This window comes from Leucobacter sp. CX169 (genome assembly GCF_017161405.1).
Classification (GTDB): Bacteria; Actinomycetota; Actinomycetes; order Actinomycetales; family Microbacteriaceae; genus Cx-87.
The window spans coordinates 647,773-659,571 of record NZ_CP071051.1 but is presented as its reverse complement, the minus strand read 5'-3'; the positions used below and the strand labels follow the sequence as shown (position 1 = coordinate 659,571).

Below are 11,799 nucleotides of genomic sequence, written 5' to 3'. Positions count from 1 at the left end.
TCCATCGAGACGTCTGAATCTGCGGCTTCAGCTCACGTGATGCCGCAGATTCAGACGTCTCGGCACCAGGATCCGGGCAGGCACGGGCAGGAACGCCGAACGGGGCCCGTCACTCGACGAGCCCCGTTCGGGCGAAACAGGAGTGGTTGGCTATTCGGCCCGTGCCACGGCGGAACCGGTGAGGTTCAGCACGCGGGCGGTCTCGGCCAGCGTTGCCTGCGTCGCGGCCAGATCGTGGTTGACCCCCGTGCCGAGCGCCGGCACGCGCTTGAGGAACTTCGCGCGCCACTGCTGCTCGAACTTCTCGGGGAAGCAGCGCTCGAGGACGCCGAGCATCGCGGGAACCGCGGTCGAGGCGCCCGGTGAGGCGCCCAGCAGGCCGGCAATCGTGCCTTCGCCTCCCGTGATGACTTCGGTGCCGAACTGCAGCACGCCGCCCTTCTGCGGGTCCTTCTTCATGACCTGCACACGCTGACCGGCGGTGATGAGGTACCAGTCCTCGTCCTTCGCGGTCGGCATGAACTCGCGCAGCGCCTGCATGCGCTTGGTGTTGCCGGCAAGCACCTCGGTGATGAGGTACTTCACGAGCGACATCTCACGCAGGCCCACCTGGATCATGGGCATGAGGTTGTGCAGGCGGATCGAGCCGAAGAGGTCCCACCAGGAGCCCTTCTTCAGGTACTTGGGGGTGAACCCGGCGTATGGGCCGAAGAGCAGGCTCGTGCCTCCGTCGACGACGCGGGTGTCGAGGTGGGGCACCGACATGGGCGGGGCGCCGACCGACGCCTTGCCGTAGACCTTCGCCTGGTGTTCCGCCACCACCTCGGGCTTGTCGCAGCGCAGGAACTGGCCGCTGATCGGGAAGCCACCGAAGCCCTTGATCTCGGGAATACCCGAGGACTGGAGCAGGTGCAGGGCGCCGCCGCCCGCGCCGACGAAGACGAACTTCGCGTTGACGACGGTCGTGCCGTAGCCCGACTGGTTGCGCACGAAGACGTCCCAGGTGCCGTCTGCGCGGCGACGAACCTTGCGCGCATCGTGGCCGCGGTGCACCTTGACGCCCGTGCTCTCGAGGTGCGCGGTGAGCTGACGCGTGACCGAGCCGAAGTCGACGTCGGTACCGCTCTCGGAGCGCGTCGCGGCGACCGCCTCGCCCTTCTTGCGGCGCTCAATGAGCAGCGGGGCCCACTCCGCAATGACGGCGGGGTCGTCGCTGAATTCCATATCCGAGAACAGCGGCTGCTGCTTGAGGACCTCGTAGCGGCGACGCAGGTAGTCAACGTTTGCCTCGCCCATGACGAACGTCATGTGCGGGGTCGAGTTGATGAAGTCGTTCGGCTCGCCGAGCGTGCCGTCTTCGACCAGCGAGGCCCACCACTGGCGGCTCAGCTGGAACTGCTCGTTGATGTCGATGGCCTTGTCGGGCGACAGGCTGCCGTCTGCCCCCTCGGGCATGTAGTTCAGCTCACAGAGGGCGGCGTGGCCGGTGCCGGCGTTGTTCCACGCGTTGCTGCTCTCTTCGCCGACCGCGCCGAGGCGCTCGTACAGAGCAATCGACCACTCGGGCTCGACCTCCGCAAGGAGGGTACCGAGGGTGGCGCTCATGATTCCGCCGCCAATGAGGACGACGTCTACGGTGTTGTTGCTGCTCACGGTGGTCAAGTCTATCTCGCTTCTGAGCCGCCCTATCTCGCTGGGGCAGGTTGCCACTCGAAGAGGCTCGTGCGAACTCCGTCGAGGGTCGCGAACTGGGACTCGATCAGGTTTTTGTATCCCAGGCGTGTGGCTTCGGCTTCGCGTTGGGCTCCGCCCAACACCGCACGGATCTCGCCCGCGAGGCTGACTTCGCCGTACGCGGCGAGCGTGTGCGGAAGCGGCGAGTCGTTGATCGCGGAGAGCAGGGCGAGGGCGATCGCCAGATCGGCGGCCGGCTCGGTGAGCCTCAGGCCGCCTACGGTGGACACGTAGACATCGCAGCCCGCGACGGCAACGTTCAACCGCCGCTCGATCACGGCCAACAGCATGGCGACCCGACTGCCGTCGACGCCGCTCATCACCCGGCGCGGATTGCCACCGCTGGTCGCCGGGACGACGAGCGCCTGCACCTCAACGGGGATGGCACGCCGTCCCTCGAGCGCAATCGTCGTGCACGTGCCGCTGACCGGCTCCGTGCGGTCGCTCAGGAAGAGCCCGCTGGGGTCGGGCACTTCCTCGATGCCCGTCCCGCTCATCTGGAAGCAGCCAACTTCGTCGGTGGGGCCGAAGCGATTCTTGAGCGAGCGCAGGAAGCGGAGCGCGCTGCGCCGGTCGCCCTCAAAGTGGCACACCACATCGACGAGGTGCTCGAGCAGCCGCGGGCCGGCAACTTGGCCGTCCTTGGTGACGTGCCCGACCAGGATGACGGGGGTATCGCGGTCCTTCGCGGTGCGAATGAGGGCCGCGGCGACCTCGCGCACTTGCGACGGACCGCCGGCAATACCGTCGATGGCATCGCTTGCGATGGTCTGGACGGAGTCGATGATGACGAGCGCCGGGTCGACCGCCTCGATCTGGCCGAGCACAGTACCCAGGTCGGTCTCGGACGCGAAGAACAGCGACTCGTGCAGGGCGCCCGTGCGCCCGGCGCGCATGCGGACCTGCCCGGCCGACTCCTCGGCGCTCACGTAGAGCACCTTCTGACCCGTGCTCGCCGCCTTCGCCGCCGCCTCCAGCAGCAGCGTCGACTTGCCCACCCCGGGCTCGCCCGAGAGCAGGATCGCGGCGCCGGCGACGAGACCGCCGCCGAGCACCCGGTCGAGTTCGCCGATACCGGTGGGCCGGTGGCTCACCTCGGCTCCGATGAGGCTCGTTATGGGCTTCGCCGCTCGCGCGAGGCCAGGCGCTGTCGCGGTGGTGCGCTTGCCGGTGCCGGCCCCGGGGGAAGCACCCACCTCGGCCACCGTGCCCCACTGCTGGCATTCACCGCAGCGCCCCACCCACTTCAGGGCGCGCCAGCCACACTCAGAACACGCGAATCCGCTCGACTTGGCCATACCAAAAGCCTAGCCGGGGCCTCCGACATCCCCGGATTTCCGGGCGGCACACCGAACAGAGCGCCTCGATTTTTATTCCGTGCCGGTCTTGCGTAATATTGCTAGCGGTGACGTGTCCGAGCGGCCGAAGGTGCAACACTCGAAATGTTGTGTAGGTTCACCCCTACCGTGGGTTCAAATCCCACCGTCACCGCCACCGAGAACCCCCGCAAATCCCCGTGAAAAAACTGGGATCGCGGGGGTTTTCTCTTTCGCGAGGGAGTCACTCCGCCTCAGGCTCGCCCTGTGTTCGCTGCAGTCCCTGCTGCGCAGCAAAGAAGGCCACCTTCGCTACCATCCATAAAACGCCAAGACCGGCGATCATCTGGAGCGACACCAGGCCGCGCGTCAGCATTGCCGTGGCGACGATGTCCCCAAACCCGACCGTGGTGAAGGTGCTTGACGTGAAGTACAGCGCATCCACACGGTCCATCGGCTCGCTGAACGCGGACGCGTCGCTCGTAGAGATCGAGAGATAGAGCAACGCGAAGAGCAGCACGAATGAGACCACGCTCACCACGACGGCCTCAACCGCCCGGATCTGGGGCACGTCTGCCGCCACCACGGTTCGTACCTGCAGCGCGAGTACTCCGACAAAGGCCAGCACTACGGCGGAGAGCCGAATCCAGGCGGCCAGGGGATTCTCCGCGTTGAAGCCATCGATGGGGATGAGGAAGTACAGCGCGAAGGACCCCGTGAGTATCAGTGCCACTCGCAGGATGGAAGCCAGTACGACGCGGAGCTTGCCGGCAAAGTCAAGCTGGGTGAATTCCGGTCGATTCGTGCTGGGATCCATGGCGTCGCCCTCTCGGATTCTCGGGGAAGAGCCAACCGTCCTCGATGGCCACCTCCCTGCGAACGTGCATGGCCTGACTCTAATCGGAGCCGCCTCAGCCCGGAGCCCCATTTGAGGAGGTGCGGCGTGGAGATTGATGCGAGGAGCGCTCGTCAATTCCCGCTCCTGACAAGGACCTGATGCTCGCGTAGCATGTGGACCGTGACCACCTTGGGTGAGCAGGAAGTCCCGTCGGTCCGACAGCTGCTCCAGCTGTCGGTGCCAGCGCTCGTCGTCGGCGTAGTGTCTGCAGTGGGCCTCTTCGCGGTCGACGAGGCCGCGCATCTGCTTGAAGGACTCCTCTGGGTGCACCTGCCGAACGCCCTCGGCGTCTCGCCCGATTCACGGTGGTGGATCTTTGGCGTATTGAGCCTGATCGGGCTTTCCGTGGGACTGATCGCCACCTTCGTTCCCGGTCGCGCAGGCACAGACTCGGCAACCGTCGAGCTCATCGCGCCGCCAATGTCGCTCGGCGCGGTTCCGGGTCTGGCGCTCGTGACGGTATTGGGGCTGGCCGGCGGCGTGAGCCTCGGACCAGAGTCCGCCATCATCGCCATCAACACGGCATTGCTGGTCGCCCTGGTCACCCACGTGTTTCCGCGCGTGGACATCGAACTGGTGGTGATGGTGTCCGCGGCCGGAACCATCGGGGCACTGTTTGGAACCCCGATAGCGGCGATACTCGTGTTGACCGGTGTGGTTGCGGCGGCGAAGTCCGGCGGCGTGTTGTGGGACCGATTGTTCCTCCCCCTCCTTTCCGCCAGCGTCGCCTCGATAACGATGGCGTTTCTCGGGGCCGAGCAACTGCGACCGCCCGTGGTGCCCAGCACCGAGGGCCCGCTCCTGCAACTCTTGCCGGCCGCCGTGGCCGTCGCCTGCGTCGCGGCTCTCCTCGGGCTTGTGGGATCCGTCCTGTTTCAACCGCTCTATTCGCTGTTTCGCACGTTAAAAATGCCCCTTCTGTACACGACCCTGGGAGGTGTGTTGTTGGGCCTGTTGGGCGCCTTGGGCGGTCCGATCACGCTGTTCAAGGGAAGCACCCAGATGGTGGAACTCGTCGATCAAGCCGGAGCGTTCACAGCATGGCAGCTCATCGGAATCGTGGGCATCAAGCTCTGCGCCCTGCTCATCGCCGCCACTTCGGGGTTCCGTGGCGGACGGATCTTCCCGGCAGTCTTTATCGGGGTTGCCGTGGGCATGCTCTGCCAGGCATTCTTCCCGCAGATACCCCTGGGGCTGGCGATCGGTTGCGGCACGTTAGGCATGGTGCTCGCCGTGTCCCGTGACGGTTGGATTGCTATCTTCATCGCCGTTGTCGTCTCCGGAGACGTGCGCCTCTTGCCCGTACTCTGCTTCGTCGTGCTGCCCGTGTGGCTCCTCGTCGCTCGCGCCCCAGAAATGCTTGCACGTGAGCCGCGGACAGCACGGCAGCGCGGGCAGGACCAACCCCTCGGCCACACCTAGCCCCGGAACCGGCCAGCAGGAATCGATACCGAGATGCTCCACGCTCGGCGCACTACCCACCCCGTTACACGCCGGAAATCAGGCCCCGCAACTTTAACGCGATGGAAACAGAACTCTGCCGCCCGCGGAAACATCGGGCGGGCATGCTGTCGACACGAGCAGTTCTTGTCTCGATTCTGTGCCCCCTTCTACGCGGTGAGGAACGACTATGGATACCGGAACAATTGCCTGGGTGATCATCTCAACGGCCATGGTGCTGTTGATGACGCCCGGCGTCGCATTCTTTTATGGCGGGCTCGTCAAGATGACGAGCGTCGTCAGCATGATGATGCTCAGCTTCGGCGCGATGGGCCTGGTTGCCGGCCTCTGGATCTTGTACGGCTACAACATGTCGGTCGTCTCTTCCCCCGGCGACTTCGCGGGCAACCCCTTCTCGGACTTCGGCCTCTCGGCGATGGCGGCAAGTGACACCTCCACCCCCGATTTGCTCGGTGTCGCGTTCGGCGCGACCTTTGGCATCATCACGGTCTCGCTCATCTCGGGCTCAATTGCTGACCGCGCCAAGTTCGGCTCGTGGATGGTCTTCGCCGGCATCTGGGCCACCGCGGTGTACTTCCCGGTCGCCGCGTGGGTATGGGGCGGCGGCTGGATCATGAACCTCGGCAACACCCTGTTCGGCGAGGACTCGGGCATCGCCGTGATCGACTACGCCGGTGGCACCGCGGTCCACATGAACGCGGGCGCCGCGGCCCTCGCCCTCGCCCTCATCCTGGGCAAGCGGATCGGCTTCAAGCCCGGCATCCAGAAGCCGCACAACGTGCCGCTCACGCTCACCGGTGCAGCGCTGCTCTGGTTCGGCTGGTTTGGATTCAACGCCGGCGCCGAGTGGCTCAACGGGATGGCGAACACTGGTCTCATCATCCTGAACACGCTGGGGGCCGCGGGCACCGCGATCCTGGGCTGGTTGGTCGTCGAGAAGATGCGGAGCGGGAAGCCGACCGCGGTGGGCGCCGCCTCGGGAGCCGTATCGGGCCTCGTCGCCATCACCCCTGCCTGCGCAAACCTGACGCCGGCGTGGGCGCTGCTGCTCGGTGCGGTCACCGGCGTCGTGTGTGCGATCGCGGTCGACTGGAAGTTCCGCCTCGGATACGACGACTCGCTTGACGTGGTCGGGATCCACCTCGTCGGCGGCATGATCGGGACGCTGTACCTCGGCTTCTTCGCGACCGAGACCGGGCTCTTCGTCGGCGGCGACGCCCGCCAGCTGGCCGTGCAGGTCATCGCCGTGCTCGCCGTGATGCTCTACAGCTTCGCGGTCGCCTGGGTCATCGGATTCGCGATCCAGAAGACCATCGGGTTCCGCATCACGAGCGAGGACGAGCTCGCGGGCATCGACACCGTCGTACACGGCGAGCAGGCCTACGCCCTGGCAGAAGCCGGCCGGTAGCCGCCCGGCAACACCCCGCAGTCCCCCGCAACTGGGCGTCCAGGAGTACGGCATACCGCCACACTCTTGGACGCCCGCTTGCGTTCCGCCACCGCCCGTGATATCTTGATCAATCGAGTCTGATTCTTGATGCCGAGCTGGTGTACCACCACCCTCCGCGCGTCCACTCTCTTACGTTTCGCTCTCGCAATCACGGCCCGCACACTTGCCGGCCACATTCACTCTCGCGGTTCATCCGCGGCTGGCTTCGCGCCAGCAATTTCGAGGTAGCCCAATTGGCACCTCGACGCTCTCCCGTATGGAGGGCGACTCGAAAGGAAACATCATGCAGTACCAGTCCAATTCCGCGACGCTGGAGCAGAGCGCTCCGTCGGCTTCGCGATACAGCACCCCCTACCACGACCTCGGCGACGATGCCGGTCCCCGCATCCCCAACTGGGCAGAGCACCGCTCTGTCTACCGCGGCGCAGGCCAGACCACCTACATCGTTGAGACCGAGCACTTTGATCGCGCAGCAAAGCGCGACCTCAGCCACCTCGCCCAGCACGGCTGGCACGTCACCGTTGAACGCGCGAGCGGCCGTCAGGCGCGCACCCGTGTGGGACTGGTGCGTCGCCCGAGCGGCCGCCCGGCGAACCGGACCCGCGCGTAGCGCGGATCCTGCGAAAGGGTTACGCGAACGCGGCGATGCCGGTGAGCTCGCGGCCGATCACGAGGGCATGGATTTCGTCCGTGCCCTCGTAGGTCCGGACCGACTCGAGGTTCGCCATGTGACGCATCACGGGGAAGTCGCTCGTAATGCCGTCGCCCCCCAGGATCGCGCGGCACGTGCCCGCAATCTTGATGGCCTCGCGCACGTTGTTCAACTTGCCCACGCTGATCTGTCCGTGCGTGAGCGTCCCGGCGTCCTTCAGGCGGCCGAGGTGCAGCGCGAGCAGCAGGCCCTTCTGATACTCGAGGAAGCAGTCCGCGAGCTTCGCCTGGATAATCTGCTTGCCGCCGATCGGCGAGCCAAAGACCTCGCGCGTCTGCGAGCGCTCGACCGCGACCTCGAGGCAGTTACGAGCCGCGCCCATGACCCCCCACGAGATGCCGTAGCGCGCCTCGTTCAGGCACTTGAAGGGTGAAGAAAGCCCCTTCGAACCCGGCAGGATCGCGTCGGCTGGCAGGCGCACATCGACGAGGTCGATCTCACACTGCAGTGACGCACGCATCGAGAGCTTGTTCTCGATCGCGCGGGCCTCAAAGCCCGGGGTCTCGGTGGGCACAACGAATCCGCGCACGATGCCCTCTTCGTCCTTCGCCCAGATCACGGCGACGGCCGCCTCGGTGGCCAGGCCGATCCAGCGCTTCTTGCCGTTGATGACCCACTCGTCACCGTCACGCTTCGCCGTCGTAATCATGGTCGACGGGTCCGACCCGCCCTGCGGCTCCGTCAGTCCAAAGCAGCCGATGGCCTCGGCCGATGCCATGCGCGGCAGCCACTCCTGCTTCTGCGCCTCGGAGCCGAACTTGTAGATCGCGCCCATGGCGAGCGAGCCCTGCACCGAGAGCGCGGTGCGGAAGCCCGAATCGACGGCCTCAAACTCCATCGCGACGAGGCCGTAGGCGACCGACGAGGCGCCGGCCATCCCGTAGCCCTCCATGTACATGCCGAAAAAGCCGAGCGCGCCGACCTCCTTGACGAGGTCGAGGCGCAGGCGGCGATCCTCGAAGTCTTGGTCGATGACCGGCTTGATGCGGGTCTGGGCGAACTCGCGCGCCTTCATCTGCCAGGCGCGCTCCTCCTCCGTCACGAAGTCGGCGACGTTGAACAGGGCATCAATGGTGGTGGTCATGCGGGTCTCCTTTGAGCTTCAGAAATAGTGGGGTGCAGTCTGTGGGTTAGCGCGGTAGCCAGGTGGCGCCATCGTGCTCACCGAGTCCCGGCGGCGGGCTGGTGTAGCGAGCAGGGGTGAGCGAGAGCCCAACCGGATTCGCGACCGTGCGCACCGGGTGCATCGTCCCGTCCGGGGCGAGCGCCGGCGTCTTCGCCACAGGATCCAGGCCGAGCGACTCGGCGAGCTCGAGCGCCTGGGCGACCGAGTTGACCCGTCCGGCGGGGACCTTGCGATCGGCGAACTCCGGCAACCAGTCGGTCGCGGGGCGGGTGCGCAGTCGCGACTCCAGCTCCTCACGCAATTCGGCTCGGTGCGCTACCCGCGATTCGTTGTTCGTGAATCGGGCATCGCTCGCGAGCCCGGGGGCCCCGATCACGTCGGCCAGCTGGGCGAACTGCCCGTCGGTGCCGACGGCGAGGGCGATCGTCTGGTCGGCCGTCGCGAACGTCTCGTACGGCGCGATCGAGGGATGCGCGTTGCCCATGCGGCCCGGGGACACCCCGGTCTCGAGCGTCGAGGACGCCTGATTTGCGAGGGCGGACAGCAGCGACGAGAGCAGATTGACGCGGACGTGCTGCCCCTGGCCCCGCACCGAGGAAGCCTCGTCGTCGCGCGCCCGAAGCGCCGCCTGAATGCCGATGACCGCGTTCAGCCCCGTGATGATGTCCACGAGCGCGACGCCCACCTTGGTGGGCTCTCCCTCAGCCTGCCCGGTGATGCTCATGAGCCCGCCAACCGCTTGCACCAGCAGGTCGTAGCCGGGCAGCTCGGCACCCTCCGCGTCACCAAATCCCGAGATCGAGCAGTACACGACGCCAGGATTCTGCTCGGCGACCGCCTCGTACCCGAGCCCAAAGCGCTCCATCGTGCCCGGCTTGAAATTCTGGATGACGACGTCCGCGCTCTGGGCCAGCTCGGTGGCGACTGCGAGTCCGGCAGGATCCCGGAGGTCGCAGACCACCGAGCGCTTCCCGCGGTTCGCGCCGGCGTAGTAGGTACTCTGACCAACCGCGTTCGCCGGCGGCGTCCATTGGCGTGTGCCATCGCCCTCGGGGCCCTCGATCTTAATGACGTCGGCGCCGAGATCGGCGAGCAGCATCGTCGCATACGGCCCCGCGAGCACTCGCGAGAAATCGGCGACGCGAACGCCCGAGAGGGGGCCGTTCACCTGGGGATCCTGCGCGTTCACTTGAGCTCCTTCGCCTCGCCGGTGGTGCGCCCAGTCTAGGCGAGCGCCATGACCCGCGGCATGGTAGTTCTGCACTTCACTGACCCCTTTGACTGTGCAAGAATTCACTATGGCCACGCTCTCCGAACTCCTCGCCATCCCGCAGCTGGGGCTCCGCCTCGTGCAGGCCGGGCCCGGCGACCCCGAGGTGACCTGGGTCTCGACCACCGAACTGACCGACCTCAGCGCCTACCTCGATGGCGGGGAACTCGTGCTCACGACAGGCCTCAGCCTGGGGCCGCTCGACCCCGCCTGGCGCGACGTTGTTGCATCGCTCGCTCGCGCGCGCGTCGCCGCGATCGGCTTCGGTGTCGGGGTCACACACGACCGCATTCCCGCGCCGCTCGTTGCGGCCGCCAGCGACTTCCGACTCGCGCTCATCGAAGTGCCCCCACCCACGCCGTTCATTGCGGTGAGCAAGGCCGTCGCGGGGCTGCTCGCGGGCGACGAACTGCAAGCTGCCCACCGGGCCTTGGGCGCGCAGCAGCGCATTATCGACGCGGCCGTCGGCGGTCTCGGTCCCGCCGCAGTGCTCGCCATCCTGTCCTCGGCCACGGGCCGCCAGGTGGGGGTGATCGACAACGGAGGCGCGATCGAGGCGGCCACCGCGGGTTTCCCGGCGCCCGACTCCCCCATCGATCCGCTCCACGCGCCGCCGGGATGGTCCTTTCATCCGCTCGACTTCGAAGGAGGGGGCGGGCGCCTCCTGGCGGTGCACGGCCCCGAGCTCAACGGCCCGGCAGAGCGCGCGGCCGTCACCGCCGCCAGCATCGCCCTCGGGCTCGAACAACGCCAGCGCGCGGTCGAGCAGGAACACGCGCGCGAACGGTGGGCGCGCGCGGCCTCGCTCGTGCTGCGCGGGGCCCCCGGCGCGCGGGACGCCGCTCGCGTCCTCGATCCCTCGTTTGCATTGCCCGCGCAGCTCCGTGTCATTGGGCTCCAGGGCACCCCGGAAGCCCTCGCGGCCTGGCACCGCACACCCCGGTCGGGCACCGGGCGGCTCGTGCTCCGCGGGCCGGCCACCGCGTCGTCGCAGGCCCCAGCAGACCCCGCACACTCGGCGCCTCGCGACCTCGCGCGCGCCTGGCAAGTGATCGAGGACTCCCCCGAGACCATCCAGAGCGCGCTGCTCGGCGCCGCAGGGCACGGGCTCGATGTCGCGGTGGGGCGACCCGCTACTCCCCGCACGCTCACGGCAAGCCTCCGATCGACGCTGTCGCTGCTGGACTCGCTCTCGCCCTCGGCGGCGCTCTACGATGCGCCGCGACTCCCGGTCGCTCGCTGGGCGGAACGAGACACGCCCTTGCTCGAAGCCCTGCTGTCCTCCGGTGACGCCGGGCCGATCCTGTCAGTTCTGGGCGAGCTTGCGCTCGGCGTCAGTGACGACGGCTCCCCCGAGAGCGAGCACACCACGGGGCTTGCGGAGCGGATGATTCTCCGCGAGTCGCTCCGCACGCTCTTGGAGCACGGGGGTCGTTCGGGGCCCGCTGCCGACGCCCTCGGCGTGCACCGCAATACCCTGGCCGCGCGGATCCGGAAGGCGGAAGAACTCACCGGCCGCAGCCTCAGCCGAGCTGACGACCGCGCTGAACTCTGGCTCGCCCTTCGCGCGGAAGAGCTCCTGGGACTCGAGAAACGCTAGCCGTGCTTGGGTGGCTTGCGGTCCGGGTCCACCTCGAGGTGCGGTTCGTGCAGCGAGTGCAGCACGCGGTTCATATCCCCCGAGAGCAGTCCAGTGACCATTTCATCCACCGCAACCCCCTCGTCGGTTCCCTGCGGAATTTCCAGGTGGCGTTCCGTGCGCTTGATTCGTGGCTCGTTCATGGCATCACCGTACCGCCGATTCGCGGGCTCGGATAGTCCCCGAATACAAC

10 protein-coding genes and 1 tRNA gene are annotated in these 11,799 nt (G+C 67.1%); 5 read left to right on the top strand and 6 right to left on the bottom strand.

What is annotated here, in order from left to right; all coding sequences use genetic code 11:
• Positions 1–150: 150 nt before the first annotated feature.
• The gene (locus tag JW030_RS02855) at positions 151–1,653 is read right to left on the bottom strand and encodes a malate:quinone oxidoreductase (protein ID WP_188045771.1); all 1,503 of its coding nucleotides are present in this window, start codon (positions 1,651–1,653) and stop codon (positions 151–153) included.
• Between the two features lie 32 nt (positions 1,654–1,685).
• The gene (radA, locus tag JW030_RS02850; RefSeq protein ID WP_188045772.1) at positions 1,686–3,032 is read right to left on the bottom strand and encodes a DNA repair protein RadA; all 1,347 of its coding nucleotides are present in this window, start codon (positions 3,030–3,032) and stop codon (positions 1,686–1,688) included.
• Between the two features lie 106 nt (positions 3,033–3,138).
• Here radA and JW030_RS02845 point away from each other — a divergent pair.
• Positions 3,139–3,228: transfer RNA gene (locus tag JW030_RS02845), tRNA-Ser, on the top strand.
• A 66-nt stretch (positions 3,229–3,294) separates the two neighbouring features.
• Here the strand turns inward: JW030_RS02845 and JW030_RS02840 are convergent.
• The gene (locus JW030_RS02840) at positions 3,295–3,867 is read right to left on the bottom strand and encodes a potassium channel family protein (RefSeq protein ID WP_188045773.1); all 573 of its coding nucleotides are present in this window, start codon (positions 3,865–3,867) and stop codon (positions 3,295–3,297) included.
• Positions 3,868–4,068: 201 nt separating this feature from the next.
• Between JW030_RS02840 and JW030_RS02835 the strand changes: the two genes are divergently transcribed.
• From JW030_RS02835 to JW030_RS02825, 3 genes are all read left to right on the top strand, one after another.
• Entirely contained in the window at positions 4,069–5,370 is a 1,302-nt protein-coding gene (locus JW030_RS02835) for an ion channel protein (RefSeq protein WP_241095527.1), read from the top strand.
• A 208-nt stretch (positions 5,371–5,578) separates the two neighbouring features.
• A complete protein-coding gene (locus JW030_RS02830) occupies positions 5,579–6,817 on the top strand; it encodes an ammonium transporter (RefSeq protein WP_188045775.1) in 1,239 nt (412 codons plus the stop codon).
• Positions 6,818–7,142: 325 nt separating this feature from the next.
• The gene (locus JW030_RS02825) at positions 7,143–7,469 is read left to right on the top strand and encodes a hypothetical protein (protein ID WP_241095526.1); all 327 of its coding nucleotides are present in this window, start codon (positions 7,143–7,145) and stop codon (positions 7,467–7,469) included.
• A gap of 19 nt (positions 7,470–7,488) precedes the next feature.
• On the opposite strand, the gene JW030_RS02820 is transcribed toward JW030_RS02825, so the two are convergent.
• Positions 7,489–8,655, bottom strand: coding sequence for an acyl-CoA dehydrogenase family protein (locus JW030_RS02820; RefSeq protein WP_188045776.1), 1,167 nt, complete (start codon positions 8,653–8,655; stop codon positions 7,489–7,491).
• Between the two features lie 46 nt (positions 8,656–8,701).
• On the bottom strand, positions 8,702–9,886 hold the full coding sequence (locus JW030_RS02815; RefSeq protein ID WP_241095525.1) for a CaiB/BaiF CoA-transferase family protein: 1,185 nt from the start codon (positions 9,884–9,886) through the stop codon (positions 8,702–8,704).
• Positions 9,887–9,995: 109 nt separating this feature from the next.
• On the opposite strand from JW030_RS02815, the gene JW030_RS02810 reads away from it, so the two are divergent.
• Positions 9,996–11,567, top strand: coding sequence for a PucR family transcriptional regulator (locus JW030_RS02810; protein ID WP_188045778.1), 1,572 nt, complete (start codon positions 9,996–9,998; stop codon positions 11,565–11,567).
• Here the strand turns inward: JW030_RS02810 and JW030_RS02805 are convergent.
• Positions 11,564–11,749: a hypothetical protein gene (locus JW030_RS02805; protein ID WP_188045779.1), complete on the bottom strand. Its 186-nt coding sequence runs from the start codon at positions 11,747–11,749 to the stop codon at positions 11,564–11,566. The genes JW030_RS02810 and JW030_RS02805 overlap by 4 nt on opposite strands.
• Positions 11,750–11,799: the final 50 nt, after the last annotated feature.

What these genes read in the sequence shown, in the direction of transcription:
- radA (WP_188045772.1), bottom strand. Translation starts at nt 3,032, where the DNA reads ATGGCCAAGTCGAGCGGATTCGCGTGTTCTGAGTGTGGCTGGCGCGCC.
- JW030_RS02840 (WP_188045773.1), bottom strand. Translation starts at nt 3,867, where the DNA reads ATGGATCCCAGCACGAATCGACCGGAATTCACCCAGCTTGACTTTGCC.
- JW030_RS02830 (WP_188045775.1), top strand. Translation starts at nt 5,579, where the DNA reads ATGGATACCGGAACAATTGCCTGGGTGATCATCTCAACGGCCATGGTG.
- JW030_RS02825 (WP_241095526.1), top strand. Translation starts at nt 7,143, where the DNA reads ATGCAGTACCAGTCCAATTCCGCGACGCTGGAGCAGAGCGCTCCGTCG.
- JW030_RS02820 (WP_188045776.1), bottom strand. Translation starts at nt 8,655, where the DNA reads ATGACCACCACCATTGATGCCCTGTTCAACGTCGCCGACTTCGTGACG.
- JW030_RS02810 (WP_188045778.1), top strand. Translation starts at nt 9,996, where the DNA reads ATGGCCACGCTCTCCGAACTCCTCGCCATCCCGCAGCTGGGGCTCCGC.
- JW030_RS02805 (WP_188045779.1), bottom strand. Translation starts at nt 11,749, where the DNA reads ATGAACGAGCCACGAATCAAGCGCACGGAACGCCACCTGGAAATTCCG.